Here is a 22,406-nt window from a genome sequence, read left to right as displayed (position 1 = left end):
ATGAAGCCTTCATTCTGTGCGGTTGGTCGCCATTGCTGCCGCATTTCCGGGCTGATCTGGTCTGATGCCGGGGCAGGGGCGTGGCGCGCGGCCTCTGCTCTGCCAAGGTCCGGGCAAAGTTTCTCCAAGAAAGCCCGACCGGAATCCGATGTTCGACCTGCCGCCCCAGCCTGTGATGCAGCGCGCCAAAGGCCGTGCCCTTGCGGCTTTCGGCCTGCGCGATGGCCGAGTGCGGCTGGAGGATCTGGCCCAGCAAGGCTCGGCCAAGGTCATGCTGCCGCGGGTGGCCGGGCCGGTGCCCGAGGTGGTTTTTCTCAACACTTCCGGCGGGTTGACCGGCGGCGACAGGCTGTCGCTGAACCTGCGCCTTGCCCCCGGTGTGCGCCTTGCCGCCACCACCCAGACCGCCGAGCGTGCCTATGCCAGCAATCAGGGCGAGGCGCAGGTTCGGGTTCATGCGCAGGTCGGCGCGGGCGGCAGGCTCGACTGGCTGCCGCAGGAGACGATCCTTTTCGAATCCGCCAACCTGTCGCGCGAAACCCGGATTGACCTTGAAGGCGATGCCAGCTGCCTGACCTGCGAAAGCCTTGTCCTCGGCCGCACCGCGATGGGCGAGGTGCTGCATGCCGCCCGCCTGCACGACCACCGGATCATCCTGCGCGACAACCGCCCGGTCTGGGCCGAGACGCTGCTCATTGACCCCGCCGTTCTGGCCAAGCGCGAAAGCCCGGTGCTCCTCGATGGCGCGCGGGCCTTGGGTGTGGTGGCTTTCGTGGCGCGAGGGGCCGAAGATGCCGTAGAGGCCCTGCGCACCATCCCCGAAGTTGCGGGGGTGCGCCGCGCCGTCTCGGGCTGGGACGGGCGCTGTCTGGTGCGGGTGCTGGCCCATGACGGCCTCGCCCTGCGCAAGGAAATGGCTCAGATCATCAAGACCCTGTCGGCGCGGCCCTTGCCCCGCGTCTGGCTCAGCGGAGGAACAATATGAACCTGACACCGCGTGAACGCGAAAAACTGCTGGTCAGCCTCGCCGCCATGGTGGCGCGCGGCCGGTTGCACCGGGGCGTCAAGCTGAACCACCCCGAGGCGGTGGCGCTGATCACCGATTTCGTGGTGGAAGGCGCCCGCGATGGCCGCGCGGTGTCCGACCTGATGCAGGCCGGCGCCCATGTGATCACCGCCGACCAATGCATGGAAGGCGTGCCCGAGATGATCCATTCGGTTCAGGTCGAGGCGACCTTCCCCGATGGCACCAAGCTTGTCACCGTCCACCACCCGATCCGATAAGAGGCTGAAATGAAGCGCATTCTCTCCGTCCTTCCCCTTCTTCTTCTGCCTTCGGTGGCTGCGGCCCACCCCGGCCACGGCTTTGGCTTCGAGGCCGGGGCCCTGCACCCCTTCACCGGCGCCGACCACCTGCTGGCGATGACCGGCGTCGGCCTTTGGGCGGCCACGCTCGGCGGTCGGGCGAAATATGCGCTGCCTTTGGCCTTTCTGGCCGCGATGGCAGCGGGGGCGGCCTTCGTTCCGGGCCTCGGCGCCTTGACCGCGGCGGTGGAGCCGATGGTGCTGGCCTCGGTCATGCTTCTGGGCGCGGCCGTGGCCCTGACGCTGCGGATGCGGCTGGCTTTCGCGCTCCCGCTGGTCGCGCTGATGGGTCTGGCCCATGGCGCCGCCCACGGGATGGAAGGTTCGGGCGCGGGCTTCGGTCTTGGCATGCTGGCCGCGACCGCCGCCTTGCACGGGCTCGGCCTCGGCCTTGGCCTGACGCTGAACCGGGTGGCGCTCCGGCTCTCCGGCGCCTTGGCGCTGCTTGCGGGGGTCACCCTCGCCTTTGCAGGGTGACGCCATGATCCCGGGAGAGATTTTCACCGCCGCGGGCGATATCGCGCTCAATGCCGACCGCGCGGCCATCACCCTTCTGGTCGCCAACACCGGCGACCGCCCGGTGCAGGTCGGCAGCCATTACCACTTTGCCGAAACCAACCCCGGCCTCAGCTTCGACCGCGCCGCCGCCCGTGGCATGCGGCTCGACATCCCTGCCGGCACCGCCGTGCGGTTCGAGCCGGGCCAGAGCCGCGAGGTGCACCTCATCCCCTATGGCGGGTTGCGCAGGGTCTACGGTTTCAACGGCGCAGTGATGGGGGATCTGTAAGATGCGCCAGCGGGTAGGACCAAGGTCGCAGGAGCTTTCGGCATGACCGGTCTTGCCTTGGCAACCGGACTGGGCCCAAGTGGCGGAACCGCGCCCCGGCAACGGGCGTTCTCTGAGTGGTACCCGGGCAATCCTGTTTCGGCACGCCGCCGATCCAGCCCGGAAAGATCCAAAATGGCCCGCAAACCCTCTCCCTTCGATTTTCTGCACACCGCCCAGACCTTCTGGAGCCTCGCCGCCGACGCGCAGACCGTGATCGCGCTGCGCACCCTGGGCATGCTGGGCCTGTGGAACACCGGCGCCGGCGAAAGTGAACGCATGGTCGCCGAGAAGGCCGAGGCTTTCACCCATTCGGCCATCGCCAGCGCGCGGGCCATGGCGCGTGGCGAAACGCCCGACCAGATCGCGATGGCCGGGATGCGGCCGTTGCACCGCAAGGCCAAATCCAATGCCGCCCGGCTGACCAAGGCCGGGCCCAAATCACCACTCTGACAGGAGCCGCCGATGGCCACCCGGATTTCCCGCCCCGATTATGCCGCCATGTATGGCCCGACGACCGGCGACCGGGTGCGCCTCGGCGACACCGATATCATCATCGAGGTGGAAAAGGATCTCACCACCTATGGCGAAGAGGTCAAGTTCGGCGGCGGCAAGGTGATCCGCGACGGCATGGGGCAAAGCCAGATCCCGCGCTCGGGCGGGGCGGTCGATACGGTGATCACCAATGCGCTGATCCTCGACCATTCCGGCATCTACAAGGCCGATGTCGGCCTGCGTGACGGCCGCATCCATGCCATCGGCAAGGCCGGCAACCCCGACACGCAGTCCGGTGTGACCATCATCATCGGCCCCTCGACCGAGGTCATCGCCGGCGAGGGCAAGATCCTCACCGCCGGCGGCTTTGACGCCCATATCCACTTCATCGCCCCCGGCCAGATCGAGGATGCGATGCACTCCGGCATCACCACCATGCTCGGCGGCGGCACCGGCCCGGCGCATGGCACCTTGGCCACCACCTGCACCCCCGGCCCCTGGCATCTGGGGCGCATGCTGCAATCCCTCGACGCTTTCCCGATCAATTTCGGCCTCTCCGGCAAGGGCAATGCCTCGCGTCCCGAAGGGCTGATCGAGATGGTCAAGGGCGGCGCCTGCGCCTTGAAACTGCACGAGGATTGGGGCACCACTCCCGCTGCCATCGACTGCTGCCTGTCGGTGGCCGATGACATGGATGTGCAGGTGATGATCCACACCGACACGCTCAACGAGTCAGGTTTTGTCGAAAACACCATGGCCGCGATCAGGGGCCGCACCATCCACGCCTTCCACACCGAAGGCGCCGGCGGCGGCCATGCCCCCGACATCATCAAGATCGTGACTTCGCAGAACGTCATCCCCTCCTCGACCAACCCGACGATGCCCTACACGGTCAACACGCTGGAAGAGCATCTCGACATGCTGATGGTCTGCCACCACCTCGACCAGAGCATCGTCGAGGACGTGGCCTTCGCCGAAAGCCGCATCCGCCGCGAAACCATCGCCGCCGAGGATATCCTGCACGACATCGGCGCGTTTTCCATCATGTCCTCCGACAGCCAGGCCATGGGCCGCGTCGGCGAGGTCATCACCCGCACCTGGCAAACCGCCCACAAGATGAAGCAACAACGCGGCCGCCTCTCGGACGAGACGGGGCAGAACGACAATGTCCGCGCCAAGCGCTATGTCGCCAAATACACGATCAACCCTGCCATAGCCCAGGGCATGAGCCGCCACATCGGCTCCATCGAGGTTGGCAAGCGCGCCGATCTGGTCCTCTGGTTCCCCGCCTTCTTCGCCGCCAAGCCGGAAATCGTGCTGGTCGGCGGCATGATCGCCTGCGCCCAGATGGGCGACACCAATGCCTCGATCCCGACCCCGCAGCCGACCTACACGCGCCCGATGTTCGGCACCTATGGCCGCGCCGTGGAACGCAACGCCGTCCTCTTCGTCTCCCAGGCCGCCCAGGCCGACGGGTTGCGCGCCCAACTCGGGCTGGCCAAGGAAACCCTCGCCGTCGAAAACACAAGGACCATCGGCAAAAGCGAAATGGTCCACAACTCCGCCACCCCCTTCATCGAGGTGAATCCCGAAACCTACGAGGTCCGCGCCGATGGCGAGCTTCTGACCTGCGAACCCGCCCGCGAACTCCCCCTCGCGCAACGCTACTTCCTGTACTAGCCTCAGACATGGCACAGACGACGAAAACGCAGGCACGCGCTTGCTATGATGCCTCGCTGGCCGTTCACTCGGGAGCGCTTAAACGCAGCGACGCAATCCGAAGGGTCGCCGCTAACGCCGAAATGAATGAGGGAAACGCGGCAATCACGATTGATATCTTGCGGCACTTGTTGGCTGGCAAAATATTCTCTCTCACCTTGACGGTTGAACAAACCCAACTGTTCTTGAATTGGATAGCCCAGGATTTTGGTGCTGACGCGGGCTGGAGTGCCGCCGAAACCGTTCTTGCGCACATAAAAGATACGAGCGGCCCCCCCCTGAACAATGGCCCCCAACTTGCTGTCCGCGCCGTGGCCGAACAATTCCTGGCAAACCTCGGCGCCCATGACCTTGCTGCGCTTCTCGCCCAAGAAACCGCGGCTCTTGTCAAATCCTTAGACAGTACGCCCGCAGAGCGCGCCGCCCGTCTCGCAGGTGCGGACCCCATACCAAAGACCGCAACCGTTACCACGACCGTCTACTTGCGCAATCCGGATGTCGTGACTACGGTCCTCCTGCGCGCTGGGAACACTTGCGAGGCGTGTGGCAAGACCGCCCCTTTCATGCGCTTGTCGACCCAAACCCCTTATCTCGAGGTTCACCATCGGCACCGCTTGGCTGACGGTGGCTCGGATACCGTTGAAAACGCGGTGGCACTCTGTCCGAATTGTCACCGTGAGGCACATCATGGCATGGAAAGGGAGAAGTTCAGAAAATGACCTCCTTCCCCCTTCATCGAGGTGAACCCCGAAACCTACGAGGTCCGCGCCGACGGCGAGCTGCTGACCTGCGAACCGGCGAAAGAACTCCCCCTCGCGCAACGCTACTTCCTCTATTGAAATCGCGACAATTCGTCTAAAATTGCCCTTCATTGGTCCATAAATATCCCACGGGGGTGCGGGGGTGTGAAACCCCCGCTGCGCCGCCACAAGACCGGAACCGAGATGCCCGACCTTCCCGCCGCCCGCACCCTACTGACAAAGGCCCCCGCCACGACCTACGACCTCGTGGTCCTCGGCTACGACGAACGCCTGATGCGCCGCAAACGCTTGGTCACCGTGCATGACGAGGGCTTTCTGGTCGATCTCCCCTCGGTCACCAATCTCGACGACTTCTGGGGCTTCCAGCTCGACGATGGCCGCGCCATCCAGGTCGTCGCCGCCGAAGAGGCGCTGGTCGAGGTGACCGGCCCCGACCTCCCCCGCCTCGCCTGGCACATCGGCAACCGCCACACGCCCTGCCAGATCGAAGCCACCCGCCTCCTGATCCGCCGCGACCATGTGCTCGAAGCCATGCTGGCCCAGCTCGGCGCCAGGACCGCCTTCGTCACCGAGCCCTTCACCCCTGAAGGCGGCGCCTATGGCACCGGTCGCACGATGGGCCACGATCATGGGGGGCACAGCCATGGCCCGGAAACCCCGGCCCATGCACATGAGGAAACCTTCGGCTGGCACGACCACGGCGACGGCAAACTGCATTTCCACGCCGCCAAACCCAGATGAGCGCCGATCTCCTCACCCTCGTCCAATGGCTCTCCCCCGCCTTTCCGGTCGGCGCCTATGCCTATAGCCAGGGACTGGAACAGGCGATCACCGAGGGCCAGGTCAGCGATCCCGAATCCCTCACCGACTGGATCACCGGCATCCTGACCCATGGCGCGGGCAAGATGGATGCAATCCTCCTCGCCCACGCCAGGGCAGGGGAGGACCTCACCGACCTCGCCTATGCCTTCGCCAGTTCCGCCGAACGCCATGCCGAGATGCGCGACCAGGGCGCCGCCTTCGGCCAGGTCGTGGCCTCGGTCACCGGCCAGCCGCAACCGCCCTTGCCCTATGCGCTCGCCGTGGCCCATGCCTCGCGCAGCCTCGATCTGACGACCGAACAGGTCCTCTCCCTCTTCCTGCAAGCCCTTGCCGCGCAACTGATCTCCGCTGCCGTCCGCTTTGTCCCCCTGGGCGCTGCCGATGGCCAAAGGGTGCTCACCCGCCTCTCCCCGATCATCACCGCGCTCGCCGCCGAATATGCCAAGGCGCCCCTCACCGCCCTTTCCAGCGCCACAATGGGCGCCGACCTCGCCGCGATGCGCCACGAAACCATGGATGTAAGGATCTTCCGCTCATGACCAGTCCCAATGGCCCCCTCCGCGTCGGCATCGGCGGCCCCGTCGGCGCCGGCAAGACCACGCTGACCGAACAGCTTTGCCGCGCCCTGGCCCACCGCTGCTCGATGGCCGTCATCACCAACGACATCTACACCCGCGAAGATGCCGATTACCTGACCCGTGCCCAGGTCCTGCCCGCCGCCCGCATCCGCGGGGTCGAAACCGGCGGCTGCCCGCATACCGCCATCCGCGAGGATGCCTCGATCAACCTCGCCGCCGTGGCCGATCTCAACGCCAACTTCCCCGACCTCGACCTGATCCTGATCGAGTCAGGCGGCGATAACCTCGCCGCCACCTTCTCCCCCGAACTCGCCGACCTTTCGATCTATGTCATCGACACCGCCGCCGGTCAGGATATCCCGCGGAAACGCGGCCCCGGCGTCACGCGCTCCGATCTTCTGGTGGTCAACAAGACCGACCTCGCACCTTACGTCGGCGTCGACATCACGCTCCTCGAAGCCGATACCAAAACCGCTCGCGGCGCGCGTCCCTATGTCATGGCTCGCCTGCGCCAGAACCATGGGGTCGATGCCATCGTCGATTTCCTGCAAAAAGACGGCGGCCTGATCCTCCGATCCGCCGCCGCCTGACGCTTTCATACTTGTGCAAATATCCCCGCCGGAGGCGCAGGCACTCAGCCGCGCCCCGGCGTCAGGCCTTATTCCTCGCCGGGCAGAACCCGCACGGCGCCCTTGTCGGCGGAGGAGGCGAACAGCGCATAGGCTCGCAGCGCTTGGCTCACCTTGCGCGAGCGCACCTCGGCCGGACGCCAGCCCGCCTTCTCCTGCGCCTGCCAGCGGGCGGCCAGCTCCACCTCCGACACCCGCAGCGAGATCGAGCGGTTCGGGATGTCGATATCGACCATGTCGCCTTCGTGGACCAGACCGATCACCCCACCGGCCGCCGCTTCGGGGCTGACATGCCCGATCGACAGGCCCGAGGTGCCGCCCGAGAAACGGCCATCGGTGACGAGGGCGCAAGCCTTCCCGAGGCCCATGCTCTTCAGGTACGAGGTCGGGTACAGCATCTCCTGCATCCCCGGCCCGCCCTTCGGCCCTTCGTAGCGGATCACCAGCACGTCACCGGGGTTGATCTTCTTGGCGAGGATCGCATTCACCGCGGCGTTCTGGCTTTCAAACACCCGCGCGGGGCCCGAGAAGACCAGGATGCTCTCATCCACACCCGCCGTCTTCACGATGCAGCCATCGGCGGCGAGGTTGCCGGTCAGCACCGCCAGCCCGCCATCCTTGGAAAACGGCGTCGCGGGGGAACGGATCACGCCATGCGCGCGGTCCAGATCCAGCGAGGGATAGCGGCCCGTGGCCGTGAAGGCCATCGTGGTGCGCACGCCACCGGGGGCGGCGCGGAAGAAATCGCGCACCGATTCCTGATTGGTCCGGCTGATGTCCCATTGATCCACTGCCGCCCCGATCGAGCGGGAATGGATCGTCGGCACCTCGCGGTTCAGAAGCCCCGCCGCATCGAGCTGGCCGAGGATCGCCATGATCCCGCCGGCGCGGTGGACGTCCTCCATATGGACATCCTGCTTGGCGGGGGCGACCTTGCAGAGCACCGGCACCTTGCGGCTCAGCGCGTCGATATCGGCCATCTTGAAATCCACCTCGCCCTCATGGGCGATGGCCAGGATGTGCAGCACGGTGTTGGTCGAACCGCCCATCGCCACGTCCAGAGCCATGGCGTTTTCAAAGGCCTGTTTCGTCGCGATATTGCGCGGCAGGACCGAATAATCGTCCTGCTCGTAATGCCGTTTGGTGATGTCGACGATCAGGTGACCGGCCTCGACGAACAGCCGCTTGCGGTCGGCGTGGGTGGCCAAGGTGGAGCCGTTGCCGGGCAGGGACAGGCCCAGAGCCTCGGTCAGGCAGTTCATCGAATTGGCTGTGAACATGCCCGAGCAGGAGCCGCAGGTCGGGCAGGAGGCCTTCTCGATCGCCTCGACTTCCTCGTCGGTATAGGCGGCGTCGGCGGCGGAGACCATCGCATCGACCAGATCCAGCGCCACTTCCTTGCCGCGGATCACCACCTTGCCGGCCTCCATCGGGCCGCCGGAGACGAAGACGCAAGGGATGTTCAGCCGCATCGCCGCCATCAGCATGCCGGGGGTGATCTTGTCGCAGTTGGAAATGCAGACCATCGCATCGGCGCAGTGCGCGTTGACCATGTATTCGACCGAGTCGGCGATCAGCTCGCGCGAGGGCAGGGAATAGAGCATCCCGTCATGGCCCATCGCGATGCCATCATCGACGGCGATGGTGTTGAACTCTTTCGCCACACCGCCGGCCGCCTCGACCTCCCGCGCGACCAGCTGGCCGAGGTCCTTCAGGTGGACGTGGCCGGGTACGAACTGGGTAAAGCTGTTCACGATCGCAATGATCGGCTTGCCGAAGTCGCCATCCTTCATGCCGGTTGCGCGCCAAAGGCCACGGGCACCGGCCATGTTGCGGCCATGGGTCGTCGTGCGGGAGCGGTAAACGGGCATGGGAAACTCCTGTCAAAAAGCCAACCCCGGCGAGGGCCAGAGGCAAAGGGTTGATGCAAGGACTGACATGGCCCGAAGCGGGGCGGTGATCAAGAGTGGTTTTGTACCCTGACGCGGCAAAACAGCCGCAGAAGGCCTGCAGAAGGCCTGCAGAAGGCCGGGAAGAGCCTAGAGATTGCCGTCCTCCAGATCCTGGGGGCCGATCCGGTTGAGGAGTTCGATCATCCAGGTCAAGGTATCGGATTCGCTCGGCGTCAGGCTGGGGTTGCAGCTGAGGCTTTTGGCAATCGGACGGAACTCCGGCCAGCGCAGGTGAAAATCGGCCACATCGCGCACATCGGCGCAGGCGGTGGCATTGCGGGGGGCGGAGAGGGGGGCGTTGGACTTGTCGATCATAGCAAATCCCTTGATCCTGTACTGCTTGAACACAAAAGAGCCGTTTGAACACGAAAGGGCCGGGCCTGACGCCTGATCCTGCAACCATGGGTAATGTGGAATGGTCTGACGGCCTTGTTAAAAAAGTGTCAAAGGGCTTTGTCAGGCGGAGATGTTCCGTTACCTTGCGTCAACATTTCACCGGACCAGGCACAGACGTGACCAAGCTTTTGCAAATCAACCTCTTTGGCGCCTGTGTCGCACGATCGGCACAGCCGCAGGGGTATGAGATCAAGGGCGCCAAGCACCGGGCCATGCTGGCGCTTCTGGCCACGGCGCCCTCGGGGCGGCGGACGCGGAGTTACCTGCAAAACCTGCTCTGGGGCACCTCCTGCCATGACGGCGGGCGGCAAAGCCTGCGGACGGCGCTGTCGGCGATCAAATCCACCATGGGGCCGGATTTCGAACGCCTGCTCAAGGTCAACAACACCGACATCGCGCTTGACCTGACCCAGGTCGAATTGCAGGGCACCCCGGGCGGCGGCGAGTTCCTTGAAGGCATCGACATCCGCGACGATGACTTCAACGACTGGCTGCAGGGCATCCGCCAGGCGCCCGAGCAGTTCTACGCGCTGTTGTCGGGCCAGACCGTGCCCCCGGCGGCGCCCTCGGTCCTGCCGGCCATTGCGGTGCTGCCGTTTCGTCTGGTCGTGGGGGAGGAGCTGCATTCCGTCCTTGGCGACTGGCTGGCCGAAGAGGTCTGCCGTGCCCTGTCGCGCAGCCATCTGCTCAACGTCATCTCGCATCTGTCGGCGCGCGAGATCAGCGGCCAGCGGATCGACCTTGGCCGGGTGCGGCGGCTGTTGAACGTGGATTACTGCGTCACGGGCAGCCTGCGCGTCGCGGGCAACAAGGTCGTGCTGGACGCCGATTGCCTTGATGCCCATTCCGGCCGCATCCTGTGGACGCGGCAGTTCCCCGGCGACCTGGCCGAGTTCCTGATGGCCGACAGCCCCGCAGTGGCCGAGATCGTGCGCACCATCGGCCGCACCATCGCCACCGATGCCCTGGCCCATGCGCAGGGCCGCAGCCTTTCGGCGCTGGGCGATCATCAGCTTCTCATTGCCGGCATCGGCATGATGCACCAGCTGAAACTGTCGAACTTCGCCCGTTCGCGCGATCTGATCGAAGAGGTGATCCGCCGCGCCCCCCGTGTGCCTGAGGCCCATGCCTGGCTGGCCGAGTGGTATGTGATGTCGATCTTCAACGGCTGGTCGAACAACGCGCTGCGCGACACCGGGGTGGCGCTCGACTGCACGGCGCGGGCCCTGGACATGGACCCCGGCAACACCTTCGCGCTGACCATCGACGGGGTGGTGAACAACAACCTCCTGATGCGGCTCGACAAGGCGGCGGAGCGGTTCGACGCGGCGCTCGACCTCAACCCCAACGAAAGCATGGCCTGGCTTCTGTCCGGCGTGCTGTCGGCCTACCGCGACGACGGGGTGGATGCGGTGGCGCGCACCGAAAAGGCGCTGCGCCTCTCACCGGTGGACCCGTTCGGCTATTTCTTCGACAGCCTCGCCTCGACCGCCTATCTGGCCGCCGAGCAATGGGAACATGCCCTGACCCTGGCCGACCGGTCCCTGAACCGGAACGACCGCCATGTCTCCACCCTGCGCGCCCGGCTCTGCGCGCTGCATTTCCTTGGCCGGGGCGAGGAGGCGCGGTCGGTGGCCGCCGACCTGCTGCGCCGGCAACCTGATTTCACCATTTCATCCTATCGCCGCAGCCATCCGGCGGCAAATTTCAAGATCGGTCAACATATGGTCACCGCCCTGACCGCTGCGGGCGTTGGATAACAGGAGACGTCATGTCTGTTTTGGGAACTATGCACGGCATCCATGGCATCCACGGGATCCATGGCATTCACGGAATTCATGGAATTCACGGCATCCATGGTATCCACGGCATTCATGGCATTGGCGGATCCGGGTCCGGCGATGTGTCGGGCCTGCAAACCTCGGCCGAGGCGCTGCTGCATGCGGCGGGCCTCGACCCCTTGCCCGCCGCGGGGATCGAACCCCTGACGCCCGGCGCCGCCGCCAACATGCGGCGCTGGTCGCCCGACATCCGCGAACGGTTGCTGCAGGCCTCGGTCAGCCGGCATGTCGGCTACGCCTGGGACGATGCGGTCACCTCGGTCAGCCTCAGCTGGGGCGGGGCGACCTTTGCCACCCTGCAGCCGCCGACCGCCGCCACCCTGGCCAAGCAATGCGACTGGGTGCGCTATTACGCCGACCAGCGCGGCGATCGCGGGGCCGAGGTCCTGTCGCAGACCGATGCCTTCTCCGCCTATTTCGCGCTGTTCCTCGGCCTGACCGAGGGGCGCAACCCCAAGACGCTGGAGCTTCTGGACGTGGTGCAGACCCTGGCGGGCCAGATCACCATGCTGCCGAAGCACCTTCTGGCCTGCCGCCGCCCGGCGGAGCTGGATGTGCGCATCACCCCCCTGATCACGACGCCAAGCCACGGCTCCTTCCCCTCGGCCCATGCGACCCAGACAATGGCCATGGCGCGGGTGATCGAGGCTTTGGTGATGTCGACCCCCGACCATTACGGCGATGCGCCCAAACGGATCGACCTTTGCTACCGTCAGGCGCACCGCATCGCGGTCAACCGCACCGTGGCGGGCGTGCATTTCCCGATGGATTCGGCGGCGGGCACCCGGCTTGGCCTGCAGATGGGCCGGATTCTGGTCGCCGCGATGACCGGTGGCGGCACGTTTGAGGCCCTGTCGGCCTATGAACCCGATACGGCGCCGGATGCCGATTTCCTTTACGCCGACCAAGTGGCGATCCGGGCCGAGGCTGGCGGCGGCGCCGTGCCCGTGGCCGCCGATCCGCTGCTGGCCTGGCTCTGGTCGCAGGCCAAGGACGAATTCACCCTGCATCAGGCGGTCTGAGCCATGGCCCCGGTCGATCCGCTTGGCCCCTATGAACGCTGGATGTTCGGGCCGGGCAAGTTCTACGACCTGCCCGGATTGCAGCTCGACACCTCGCCGAGCCTGTCTTGCCTGGCCGAGTTTCCAAACCCGGTCGCCCATCCCGCTGCCGCCGTCGCAGGCCTTCTGGCCGCCGATGGCATCACGATGGTGCCGCGCCTGCCCACGCTCTGGTCCGGCGTGGACCCGCATTTCCTGCCGCTTCTTCTGGTGCCCGAAAGTCCGACGGCGATTGCGGCGCATGACCCCGGTCGGCTGGCGACCCAGCTGGCCGGTCTGGCGGGTGGCGGCGCGCGGCATCTGCGGCTGAACTTCCCGGTGCGGTCGGAGACCATCGATGCCAATTTCCCCACGCCGCAACCCGTGCAGGGCCCGGCCCCGGGCGTCGATCCCGCCAAGCCGCTGGTCATCCTCGCCGTGATCGACGACGGCATCGCCTTTGCCCATCAGGGCTTGCGCGCCGCAGGGGCCACGCGGATCGACTATTGCTGGTCGCAGACCGCGCCCTCGGACGGCGCGGGCGCGGTTCTCTTCGGGCGCGAGTTCACGCGCGAGAAGATCGAGGCTCTGCGCGCCGCCCACAACGGCGATGAAGAGGCGATCTACCGCGCGGCGGGCCTGCTCGGCCGCCCCGGCCTGCCGCCGCTGCCCCTGGCACGGGCGCATTCGCATGGCACCCATGTGCTGGCCTCCGCCGCCGCCTGCGACCCCGAGGATGCCGTCCAGACCCGGATCATCGCGGTGGACCTGCCGGCGACAGCGCTCTGGGACACCTCGGGCTTTGGCACCGACATGTTCCTGCTGGCGGGCCTGCATTACATCTTTGACCGGGCGAGCGCGATCGCCGCCGCCCATGGCCGGGGCGAGGTGCCGGTGGTGGTCAATATCTCGCTCGGCTGGTCGGGCGGGCCGCATGACGGCGCCTCGGCGCTTGAGGCGGCGCTGGCCGAACTGATCACCGCGCGCCGGGCGCTGGCCGCGACGGCGCTGGTCCTGCCCTCGGGCAACATGTTCCAGGACCGGCTTTCGGCGCGGATCGAGGATGGCCATTTCGCCCCCGTCGCGGGCAACAAGGCCTTGGCGAGCCTGCGCTGGTTCGCCCCGCCGCATGACATGACCTCTACCTTCGCCGAACTGTGGCTGGAGCCGGGGGCTGCGCCCGCGGGCCACGTCTTCAGCCTGACCGCGCCGCAGGGCGAGGTCGTCGCGGTCACACCGCAGGACCCGCGTCAGGATGTGGTGGTGGGCGGCCATATCGTCGGCCAGATCACGCTGGAGCATTACCGCCAGAGCCGCTGGCGCGTGGTGATCTGCCTTGCGCCGACCGATCCCAAGGCCCTGCCCCCCGCCCCCCATGCCGGGGCACCGGCGGGCGAATGGCGGATCAGCGTCCAGCGCAAGGCGAGCCAGTCCGGCCTGATTTCCCTGCGCGTTCAACGCGATGTCGACCATGAACAGGGCCATACCGGCGCCCGGCAATCCTGGCTCGTCGACCCCGCCTATGACCGTTTTGGCGCCGACGGGGCGCTGGCGCAACAGGATGATCTCGCGGCCAACCCGATGGTCCGGCGCTTTGACGGGCTGAACGGGCTGGCGACCAGCGCGGTCTCGCTCAACGTCGGCGGCCATGTCGCGAGCCTTGGCCAGGCGGCGCGCTATTCCTCCGCGGGGACGGTCGGTGGGCGCGGGGTGGATGCCGCAGCCCCGACCGACCGGTCGCCGGCGCAGACCGGCATCGTCTCGGCCGGCACAAGGACGGGCAGTTTCGTGGCGCAGCAGGGCACCTCCTCGGCTGCGCCGCAGATCGCCCGCGCGCTTCTGGCGGCCTTCCGCGCCAGCCCGCCCGCGCCGGGACCTGCGGGCGACAATTACGCAGCGGCCCTGACCGGCCGGCCCGGTGTGGTGACAGTGCCCGATCCGGGCACCGGGCCTGCGCAACGCCTGCGGCTGGGCGCTCTGCGGCTGGTCTGAATTGGCTTTGACGCTTGGGCGAATGCGGCTAATCTGGCCGGATGGAAACGCTGCGCGGAGGCTCTGATGGCTGCGAAGCCCAACCAGGAACATGAGGCCGCCGTGGCGGCGGCGCTGGCCCAGGGTGGTGCGGCGCGCTCTTCGGTCGTGGCCTCCTGGACGCGGTCAGCGCGGGTGCATGGGCTCGACCCCGCGCAACGCGTCGGACGCGAGCGGCTGACCGGCGCCGAATTCCGCGCGCTGCGCGAAAAGCTGGGTCCGCTGCTTGAGGCAGCAGGCCCGACGCTGGACCGGCTGTTCCTTTCGGTGGGGGCCTTGGGCGGCTGCGTGATCCTCGCCAATGACGAGGGCATCCCGGTCGACCGCCGCGGCAAGCCTGGCGATGATCGTGATTTTCAGGAAAACGGCCTCTGGACCGGCACGCTCTGGTCCGAGGCTGCGGCGGGGACCAATGGCATCGGCACCTGCCTCGCCGAGGGGCGTCCGGTGGTGATCCACCGGGGCCAGCATTTCCTGTCGGCCAACATCGACCTCTCCTGCGCCTCCGCTCCCGTCCATGACGCCGAGGGCCAGCTTCTGGCGGTGCTGGATGTCTCGACCGCGGGGCTGGAGACCGGCGAGGCCGTGGCCGGCCTGATCGCCCATGCGGTGACCGAAGCGGCGCGGCGGATCGAGGGCGACCTTTTCCGCAACGCCTTCCCCAAGGCGCGCCTGATGCTGGCGCCGGGGATGGACCGGACGCAGGGCGCCATTCTGGCGGTCGATGGCGACGAGCTGGTGATCGGCGCCACGCGCGCCGCCCGGCTGCATTTCGGCCTGAAAGGCGACCTCACCCGCAAGCCGGTGCCGGCGGCGGACCTGCTGGGCCTGAACTCGCCCTTGACGCTGGAAGCCGGCGAGCGGGCGGTGATGGCGCGGGCCCTGGCGCGGGCGGGAGGCAATGCCTCGGCCGCGGCGCGGGCTTTGGGGATTTCGCGGGCGACCTTTCATCGCAAGCTGTCGCGGAGCGACTGAAATCTGGCCGGGGGAGCCGGGGGGCTTGCGCGCCCCCCGGACCCCCGCGCCCGGAGGGGGCTTTCTGCCCCCTCCGGACCTCCCCCGAGGATATTTGGTCTGGATGAAGCGGGCAGGGGTGCGGAATTTTGCCGTGATGGGTGCCACTTAGGGCGGGCGCACGGTGGCGCATGACCAAAGTTGCGGCAGCGCACGCGGAGTTCATCGGATGCGTGCGTATACTCTGCGTGAAATTTCTTGACTATCGCGATCCCTGCGCCACCGTACGCCTCAGATAAGACCGCAGAGTCTGCGTCAGAATCTGCGCGGCACGCCGGGCCCGGAGGGGCCCCGAGGGGGTAGGGTGAACCAGACATTGCAACAAGTGGAGGGCCGCGCGCCCTTTGGTCCTTATGAGACCTGGTATCGCATCACCGGCGATCTCAATTCGGCCAAGCCGCCGGTGTTTCTGCTGCACGGCGGGCCGGGGGTGGCCCATAATTACATCGACAGCTACAAGCTTCTGGCCCGCGATGGCCGGGCGGTCATCCACTACGACCAGATCGGCTGCGGCAACTCCACCCACCTGCCGGAAAAGGGCGGCGACTTCTGGACGCCGCAGCTGTTTGTCGACGAGCTGGAAAACCTCATCGACCATCTGGGCCAGCGTGCCGGTTTCCACGTTCTGGGGCAAAGCTGGGGCGGGATGCTCGGGGCGGAATATGGCGTCCGGCGGCCCAAGGGGTTGAAATCGCTGACCATTGCGAACTCCCCCGCGTCGATGGCGCTCTGGACCTCGGAGGCGATGCGCCAGCGGTCCGAGATGCCGCAGGAAATTCAGGACGCCTTGAACAAATACGAGGCGACCGGGGATTATGACAATCCGGAATACAAGGCCGCCACCGACTGGGTCTATGCCCGCCATGTCTGCCGCGTGGTGCCGAACCCGCCGGAGGTGGCCGCAAGCTTCGCCCAGACCGCCGCCGATCCGACCGTCTATCACACGATGAACGGCCCGAACGAGTTCTTCGTGGTGGGCACGCTGAAGCACTGGGACATCACGCCGGAATTGCCGAAGATCACTGTGCCGACGCTGCTCCTCTCGGGCCGCCATGACGAGGCGACCCCGGCCACCGTCCAGCCCTACAAGGACCTGATCAAGGGCGCCACCTGGGTGATCTTCGAGGACAGCAGCCACATGCCGCATGTCGAAGAGAAGGAATTCTGCATGGGCGTCGTCGGCGGCTTTCTGAACATGCACGACTGAACCACCAAGCCATAAAAAACCAACCGGGAGACTGAAATGAGAAAGCTACTTCTGGCCACGGCCGCTGCCGGCCTGATGCTCGGGGCCGTGGCCCCCGCGCAGGCCGAATACCAGACGGCGCACCGGGGCGGCACGATGCGGCTGGTCGCGCGCTCTGCCGCCGGCACCGTGGACCCGATGATCAACTACACGCTGCAATACTGGCAGATCTATCAGGGGCTTTATGACGGGCTCGTCGCCTTCAAGAAGGCGGCCGGATCCGATGGCTTCACCAAGGTTCCCGACCTGGCCGAGGCGCTGCCCGAGCCGACCAACGACGGCAAGACCTATGTCTTCAAGCTGCGCAAGGGGATCAAGTTCTCCAACGGGGCCGAGGTGACGGTCAAGGACGTGGTGGCCTCGTTCCAGCGCATCTTCAAGGTGTCTTCCCCCACGGCGGGCGGTTTCTATTCGGTGATCGTCGGCGCTGACAAATGCCTGGCCGAGGCCGCCACCTGCACGCTGGAGGGCGGCGTGGTCGGCGACGAGGCGGCAGGCACCGTCACCATCAACCTGACCAAGCCCGATGCCGAATTCTTCGACAAGCTGGCCCTGCCGCATGCCTCGATCCTGCCGGCCGATGCGCCGACCACCGATGCGGGGTCCGCGCCGATCCCGGGCACCGGGGCCTATTACATCTCGGCCTATGACCCGAACAAGGGCATGACCATGGAACGCAACCCGAACTTCAAGGTCTGGAGCGAGGAAGCCCAGCCCGATGGCTACCCGGACGTGATCCAGTACGACTTCGGCCTGACCGACGAGGCCGAGGTGACCGCGGTGCAGAACGGCGAGGCCGACTGGATGTTCGACCAGCCGCCGACCGACCGCCTGGGCGAGATCGGCACCAAGTTCCAGAACCAGGTCTTCCTCAACACCCTGACCGCCTGGTGGTACGCGCCGATGAACGTGAACCTGGCCCCCTTCGACAACGAAAAGGCGCGCCAGGCGGTGAACTTCGCGCTGGACCGCAACGCTTTGGTCAACCTCTTCGGCGGCCCAGTTCTGGCCTCCCCCGTTTGCCAAGTTCTGCCCCCGGGCTTCCCCGGACATGTCGATTATTGCCCCTATACCAAGGACCCGGGCGCGAAGTGGAGCGCGCCTGACCTCGACAAGGCCAAGGCTCTGGTCGAGGAATCCGGCACCAAGGGCCAGAAGGTCACGATCATCGCCGAGGATACCGCCGTCTCCAAGGCCATCGGCACCTACATGCAATCGGTCCTGACCGACATCGGCTATCAGGCCGAGGTCAAGCCGATCTCGCCCAATATCCAGTTCACCTATATCCAGAACACCAACAACAAGGTGCAGATCTCGATTAGCCAATGGTATCAAGACTATCCGGCGGCGTCGGACTTCCTGAACATCCTGTTCGGCTGCGCTTCCTTCACCCCCGGGTCGGACAGCTCGATCAACATCGCGGGCTTCTGCGACAAGGATATCCAGGCCAATATGGACAAGGCCCTGGCGCTTGGCGTGACCGACCCCGAAGGCGCCAACAAGGTCTGGGCCGAGGTTGACAAGGCCGTGACCGACAAGGCGCCGATGGCGGCCTTGTTCACGCCGAAGCATGTCGATTTCGTCTCCAAGCGGGTGGGCAACTTCCAGTTCAATGCGCAGTTCTACTGGATGGTATCGCAATCTTGGGTGCAGTAACCGTTAATGCGAAAAGCCGTGGCCCCTGGGCCACGGCACTTCACCGGCTGAAGCGCGACCGCACCGCCCTGGTGGCTTTGGCCGTCTTCGTGCTGATCGTGCTGGCCTGCATTTCGGCCCCGGTCTATGCGTGGTGGGCCGGGGTGGACCCGTTCAAATCGACCCTCGATGCCGTGGTGACGATTGACGGCGTCAAACACCCGGTGATGGAGCTTCCCACGACCGGCCTTGCGCTGGGCTATACGCCCATCGGCCCGACCTGGCGGCTGGGCAACTACTTTCTAGGCGCCGACAATCAGGGCCGCGACGTGATGGCCCGGCTGCTGTATGGCGGCATGAATTCGATGATCATCGCCGCCGCCGCCACGGCCTTCACCCTGCTGTTTGCCACCTTCCTCGGCCTCGCCGCAGGGTTTTTCGGTGGCATCGTGGATATGGTGATCAGCCGCATTCTCGATGTGCTCTGGGCCTTTCCGGTGTACCTCCTGGCGATTTCCCTCTCCATCGTGCTGATCACGCAAGGCATCACGATCGGGCCCTTTACCGTGGAATCGGGTTCGCTCTGGCTGCCGATCTTCATCATTGGCGTCATCTACATCCCCTACGTCGCACGGCCGATCCGCGGGCAGGTCATGTCCCTGCGTCAAAGCGATTTCGTCATGGCCGCGATCGGGCTTGGCGCGCCGTCGGGGCGGATCCTCTGGAAGGATATCCTGCCCAATGTCTCGACCACGCTCATCGTCTTCATCCCGATCATGATGGCGCTGAACATGCTGACCGAAAGCGCTTTGTCCTTCCTGAGCATCGGCGTCCAGCCTCCCGACGCCTCTTGGGGCACGATCATTCAGGACGGCCAGACCCTCCTCTACACCCGCCCCGCCGTGGCCCTGGCCCCCGGCTTCATGATCGTCATCTCGGTCCTGTCGCTCAACGTCTTCGGCGACGGGTTGCGCGACGCCCTCGACCCGCGCTCGAAAATCAAGCTGGGGAGAGGCTGATGTTCTTCGCCATCCTGCAACGCCTGGCCCAGATGCTGTTCGTCATGGCCGGCATCAGCCTCCTGGTCTTCCTGATCTTCTTCGGCACCCCGGGCGTCGACCCCGCCGCCCGCATCGCCGGGCGCAACGCCTCGCCCGAGGTGCTGGAGGCGGTCCGCCATTCCTTCGGCTTCGACCAGCCGTTTTACATCCAGTACCTGACGATGATGAAGAAAATCTTCATCACCGGCGACCTCACCTCCTTCGTCAATCGCGGCTGGAAGGTCGTCCCGGCGGTGCTGGACACCATCCCCGTCACGCTGTCGCTTGTGATCGGGGCGGCGATCCTCTGGGTCGTCTTCTCGCTCATCATCGGGGTGACCGCCGCCGCCTACCGCGACCGCTGGCCGGACAAGCTTCTGATGATCCTCGGCCTGATCGGCGTCTCCATGCCGGTCTATTGGCTGGGCGAGGTGATGAACCTCGTCACCCAAAGCCGCTTTCACGACTCGTGGCTCTTCTCCTGGGTCCCGCCGCTCGGCTACAAGGATTTCAGCAGTGATCCCAAAGGCTGGTTCCTGACCCTCGTCATCCCCTGGATCACCCTCTCGATCCTCTACATCGGGCTTTATGGCCGGGTGCTGCGCGCCTCCATCACCGAGGCTTTGCAGGAAGACTACATCCGCACCGCCCGCGCCAAGGGCCTGTCGGAAACCCGAATCCTGCTGCGCCATGCGCTGCGCACCTCGCTCATCGCCTTTGTCACGCTGTTCGGCCTCGACTTCGGCGCTTTGGTCGGCGGTTCGGCCCTGCTGACCGAGGTCGTCTTCGGCCTGCAAGGGGTGGGCAAACTGACCTTCGACGCGCTGCAGAACCTTGATCTGCCGGTCATCATGACCACGGTGCTTTACGCCAGCTTCTTCGTCGTCCTCGCCAATGCCGTTGTGGACGTCATCTACATCCTGCTCGACCCAAGGGTACGCACCTCATGATTTTGCAAGTCCGCGACCTTTGCGTGTCCTTCCGCAGCGAGCAGGGCCTTGTCCGCGTGCTCGACAACGTGTCCTTCACCGTGGCGGAGGGCGAGATCCTCGGCATCGTCGGCGAAAGCGGTTCCGGCAAGACCATGACCGTTCTGGCCGTCATGGGCCTGATCACCGACCCCAACGCCGTCATCACCGGCTCGATCCTCTACCGCGGCCGCGAACTCGTCGGCCTGAAGCCGAAAGAGATGCGCCAACTGAGGGGGAAGGAGATCGCGATGATCTTCCAGGACCCGATGACGGCCCTGACCCCGGTCTATACCATCGGCTGGCAGATCGCCGAGCAGATCCTGACGCATGAGAAGGTGTCGAAGAAACAGGCCTGGGACCGCGCCATAGCCCTTCTGGCCGAGGTCGGCATCCCCAAGCCCGAGGAAGCCGTCCACCGCTACCCGCACCAGTTGTCCGGTGGCATGCGCCAACGCGCGGTGATCGCGATGGCCCTGACCTGCAACCCCGCTCTTCTGGTGGCGGATGAACCGACCACCGCCCTCGATGTGACGGTGCAGGCGCAAATCCTCGACCTCTTGCGCAAGCTGCAACAGACCCATGGCTCCGCCATCGTCTTCATCACCCATGATCTTGGTGTCATGGCCGAACTCGCCGACCGTATCATGGTGATGTACGCCGGCCGAATCGTCGAACGCGCCGCCCGCGACGACCTCTTCGCCGACCCGCAGCACCCCTATACCGTGGCGCTTTTGAACTCGATCCCGCCGCTTGAAGGGGAGCGTCCCCACCGCCTGCAAACCATCGCCGGCGCGCCGCCCTCGCTTCTCAGCCTGCCCAAAGGCTGCGCCTTCGGCCCGCGCTGCCCGCACAAGTTCGCGGCCTGCGAGGCGCGACCGACCCTGACCCATCCCCCCCATGAAACCGCCTGCTTCCTGACCGGTGCCACATGACCGCGCTTTACGAGATTTCCGACCTGTCCAAGCGCTTCACGGTGGGCAGCCGTTTTTCGCGCCAGGGCAAGCGGGTGGTGCAGGCGGTGGATAACGTCTCGCTGTCGATCCAGCCGGGGGAAACCCTTGGTTTGGTGGGGGAATCCGGCTGCGGCAAGTCCACCCTCGGGCGCTGCCTGTCGCGGCTTTACGACATATCGGAAGGCAAGCTGGTCTTCGACGGCACCGATATTTCCACCCTCTCCACCCGCCAGATGCGGCCCCTCAGGCGGAAGGTGCAGATGGTGTTCCAGGACCCCTATGCCTCGCTCAACCCGCGCCGCCGGGTGCATGACCTGATCGCCGAACCGCTGCGCATCCACCTGTCCTTGAGCGAAGCCGAGATCAACGCCCGCGTGGCCGCCCTGCTGGAGCAGGTCGGCCTCTTGCCCGACCACGCCCAACGCTACCCGCACGAGTTTTCCGGCGGCCAGCGCCAGCGCATCGGCATCGCCCGCGCCATCGCGCTGGAGCCGAAGCTGGTGATCCTTGATGAGCCGGTCTCGGCCCTCGATGTCTCGGTTCAGGCGCAGATCGTCAACCTGCTGGCGGATCTGCAGGAACGGCTGAAGCTGACCTATGTCTTTGTCGCCCATGACCTTTCGGTGGTCCGGCAGGTTTCCACCCGAATTGCCGTCATGTACCTTGGCTCGATCGTCGAGATTGGCCAGGCCGACGATGTCTTCTCGCGCCCGCGCCATCCCTACACGCAAGCCCTGATCTCTGCCGTCCCGAAGCCGGTCAACGGGGCAGGGCGCGCGCGCATCATCCTGACCGGCGATGTGCCCAGCCCGATCAACCCGCCCTCGGGCTGCCGCTTTCACCCGCGCTGCCCGATTGCGCAAGACCGCTGCCGCACCGAACGCCCCGCGCTGACCCCGGGGGCCAAGGGCGCTGTCGCCTGCCATTTCCCCCTGACGCAAGCCTGACCCGCCGCAGGGCGACGACCCGGCACAACCAGAAGGCGTCCCGCACTCCGGGGCGCCTTTTTCCATCCTTTTCGCCCCCAATGCGGTTGCAGCAATTTCCCGCAAGCGCTTTGAATTGCAGAAAGAACGGCTGTGTTGCCCAAAG

Annotated in this window: 23 protein-coding genes; 20 read left to right on the top strand and 3 right to left on the bottom strand. The window is 66.0% G+C overall.

From position 1 onward, the window contains the following. The first annotated feature begins 148 nt into the window (after positions 1-148). The 6 genes from AC1DVR_RS07135 (at position 149) to ureC (ending at position 4,366) form a co-directional block, all read left to right on the top strand. Entirely contained in the window at positions 149-985 is an 837-nt protein-coding gene (locus AC1DVR_RS07135) for an urease accessory protein UreD (protein ID WP_477999845.1), read from the top strand. Continuing rightward, positions 982-1,284 carry an urease subunit gamma gene (locus tag AC1DVR_RS07130; RefSeq protein ID WP_477999844.1) on the top strand — a complete coding sequence of 101 codons (303 nt, stop codon included), beginning with the start codon at positions 982-984 and terminating at the stop codon, positions 1,282-1,284. The genes AC1DVR_RS07135 and AC1DVR_RS07130 overlap by 4 nt, the downstream gene beginning before the upstream one ends. Before the next feature lie 9 nt (positions 1,285-1,293). After that, positions 1,294-1,842: a HupE/UreJ family protein gene (locus AC1DVR_RS07125; protein ID WP_477999843.1), complete on the top strand. Its 549-nt coding sequence runs from the start codon at positions 1,294-1,296 to the stop codon at positions 1,840-1,842. Between the two features lie 4 nt (positions 1,843-1,846). Then, positions 1,847-2,152: an urease subunit beta gene (locus AC1DVR_RS07120; RefSeq protein WP_477999842.1), complete on the top strand. Its 306-nt coding sequence runs from the start codon at positions 1,847-1,849 to the stop codon at positions 2,150-2,152. A 174-nt stretch (positions 2,153-2,326) separates the two neighbouring features. Further along, positions 2,327-2,644 carry an antifreeze protein gene (locus AC1DVR_RS07115; protein ID WP_477999841.1) on the top strand — a complete coding sequence of 106 codons (318 nt, stop codon included), beginning with the start codon at positions 2,327-2,329 and terminating at the stop codon, positions 2,642-2,644. A 12-nt stretch (positions 2,645-2,656) separates the two neighbouring features. After that, positions 2,657-4,366: an urease subunit alpha gene (gene ureC / locus AC1DVR_RS07110; protein WP_477999840.1), complete on the top strand. Its 1,710-nt coding sequence runs from the start codon at positions 2,657-2,659 to the stop codon at positions 4,364-4,366. A 2-nt stretch (positions 4,367-4,368) separates the two neighbouring features. Here ureC and AC1DVR_RS07105 read toward each other — a convergent pair whose 3' ends face one another. Then, positions 4,369-4,776: a hypothetical protein gene (locus AC1DVR_RS07105; RefSeq protein ID WP_478000010.1), complete on the bottom strand. Its 408-nt coding sequence runs from the start codon at positions 4,774-4,776 to the stop codon at positions 4,369-4,371. Here AC1DVR_RS07105 and AC1DVR_RS07100 point away from each other — a divergent pair. The 4 genes from AC1DVR_RS07100 to ureG all read left to right on the top strand — a co-directional run bounded on the left by AC1DVR_RS07100 (position 4,717) and on the right by ureG (position 7,156). Further along, the gene (locus tag AC1DVR_RS07100; RefSeq protein WP_478000001.1) at positions 4,717-5,124 is read left to right on the top strand and encodes an HNH endonuclease; all 408 of its coding nucleotides are present in this window, start codon (positions 4,717-4,719) and stop codon (positions 5,122-5,124) included. The genes AC1DVR_RS07105 and AC1DVR_RS07100 overlap by 60 nt on opposite strands. A gap of 225 nt (positions 5,125-5,349) precedes the next feature. After that, on the top strand, positions 5,350-5,907 hold the full coding sequence (locus tag AC1DVR_RS07095; RefSeq protein WP_478000000.1) for an urease accessory protein UreE: 558 nt from the start codon (positions 5,350-5,352) through the stop codon (positions 5,905-5,907). Next, positions 5,904-6,527, top strand: a complete 624-nt coding sequence (locus AC1DVR_RS07090) for an urease accessory protein UreF (protein WP_477999839.1) — start codon at positions 5,904-5,906, stop codon at positions 6,525-6,527. Before AC1DVR_RS07095 ends, AC1DVR_RS07090 begins: the two co-directional genes overlap by 4 nt. Next, positions 6,524-7,156 (top strand): urease accessory protein UreG, encoded by a 633-nt coding sequence (ureG, locus tag AC1DVR_RS07085; protein ID WP_477999838.1) that lies wholly within the window; start codon positions 6,524-6,526, stop codon positions 7,154-7,156. Before AC1DVR_RS07090 ends, ureG begins: the two co-directional genes overlap by 4 nt. A 68-nt stretch (positions 7,157-7,224) precedes the next feature. On the opposite strand, the gene ilvD is transcribed toward ureG, so the two are convergent. Both ilvD and AC1DVR_RS07075 read right to left on the bottom strand, forming a co-directional pair. After that, positions 7,225-9,066 carry a dihydroxy-acid dehydratase gene (gene ilvD, locus AC1DVR_RS07080; protein ID WP_477999837.1) on the bottom strand — a complete coding sequence of 614 codons (1,842 nt, stop codon included), beginning with the start codon at positions 9,064-9,066 and terminating at the stop codon, positions 7,225-7,227. A gap of 168 nt (positions 9,067-9,234) precedes the next feature. Then, positions 9,235-9,462 carry a hypothetical protein gene (locus tag AC1DVR_RS07075; protein ID WP_477999836.1) on the bottom strand — a complete coding sequence of 76 codons (228 nt, stop codon included), beginning with the start codon at positions 9,460-9,462 and terminating at the stop codon, positions 9,235-9,237. A 197-nt stretch (positions 9,463-9,659) separates the two neighbouring features. On the opposite strand from AC1DVR_RS07075, the gene AC1DVR_RS07070 reads away from it, so the two are divergent. The 10 genes from AC1DVR_RS07070 to AC1DVR_RS07025 all read left to right on the top strand — a co-directional run bounded on the left by AC1DVR_RS07070 (position 9,660) and on the right by AC1DVR_RS07025 (position 22,261). Beyond that, positions 9,660-11,303, top strand: coding sequence for a hypothetical protein (locus tag AC1DVR_RS07070; RefSeq protein WP_477999835.1), 1,644 nt, complete (start codon positions 9,660-9,662; stop codon positions 11,301-11,303). An 11-nt stretch (positions 11,304-11,314) separates the two neighbouring features. Further along, positions 11,315-12,406, top strand: a complete 1,092-nt coding sequence (locus tag AC1DVR_RS07065; RefSeq protein ID WP_477999834.1) for a phosphatase PAP2 family protein — start codon at positions 11,315-11,317, stop codon at positions 12,404-12,406. 3 nt (positions 12,407-12,409) lie between these two features. Next, complete coding sequence (locus tag AC1DVR_RS07060; protein WP_477999833.1) at positions 12,410-14,416, top strand: hypothetical protein; 2,007 nt, start codon at positions 12,410-12,412, stop codon at positions 14,414-14,416. A 66-nt stretch (positions 14,417-14,482) separates the two neighbouring features. After that, positions 14,483-15,430, top strand: a complete 948-nt coding sequence (locus tag AC1DVR_RS07055; RefSeq protein WP_477999832.1) for a GAF domain-containing protein — start codon at positions 14,483-14,485, stop codon at positions 15,428-15,430. Between the two features lie 343 nt (positions 15,431-15,773). Next, on the top strand, positions 15,774-16,676 hold the full coding sequence (locus AC1DVR_RS07050; RefSeq protein WP_477999831.1) for a proline iminopeptidase-family hydrolase: 903 nt from the start codon (positions 15,774-15,776) through the stop codon (positions 16,674-16,676). Between the two features lie 36 nt (positions 16,677-16,712). Next, positions 16,713-18,371 carry an ABC transporter substrate-binding protein gene (locus tag AC1DVR_RS07045; RefSeq protein ID WP_477999830.1) on the top strand — a complete coding sequence of 553 codons (1,659 nt, stop codon included), beginning with the start codon at positions 16,713-16,715 and terminating at the stop codon, positions 18,369-18,371. Continuing rightward, positions 18,359-19,369 carry an ABC transporter permease gene (locus AC1DVR_RS07040; protein ID WP_477999829.1) on the top strand — a complete coding sequence of 337 codons (1,011 nt, stop codon included), beginning with the start codon at positions 18,359-18,361 and terminating at the stop codon, positions 19,367-19,369. Before AC1DVR_RS07045 ends, AC1DVR_RS07040 begins: the two co-directional genes overlap by 13 nt. After that, on the top strand, positions 19,369-20,340 hold the full coding sequence (locus AC1DVR_RS07035; protein WP_477999828.1) for an ABC transporter permease: 972 nt from the start codon (positions 19,369-19,371) through the stop codon (positions 20,338-20,340). The genes AC1DVR_RS07040 and AC1DVR_RS07035 overlap by 1 nt, the downstream gene beginning before the upstream one ends. Continuing rightward, positions 20,337-21,293: an ABC transporter ATP-binding protein gene (locus AC1DVR_RS07030; RefSeq protein WP_477999827.1), complete on the top strand. Its 957-nt coding sequence runs from the start codon at positions 20,337-20,339 to the stop codon at positions 21,291-21,293. Before AC1DVR_RS07035 ends, AC1DVR_RS07030 begins: the two co-directional genes overlap by 4 nt. Continuing rightward, positions 21,290-22,261 (top strand): ABC transporter ATP-binding protein, encoded by a 972-nt coding sequence (locus AC1DVR_RS07025; RefSeq protein ID WP_477999826.1) that lies wholly within the window; start codon positions 21,290-21,292, stop codon positions 22,259-22,261. Before AC1DVR_RS07030 ends, AC1DVR_RS07025 begins: the two co-directional genes overlap by 4 nt. Positions 22,262-22,406: the final 145 nt, after the last annotated feature.

This window comes from Rhodobacter sp. P2_H5 (genome assembly GCF_056403335.1).
This window is presented reverse-complemented; position numbering and strand designations above follow the sequence as displayed.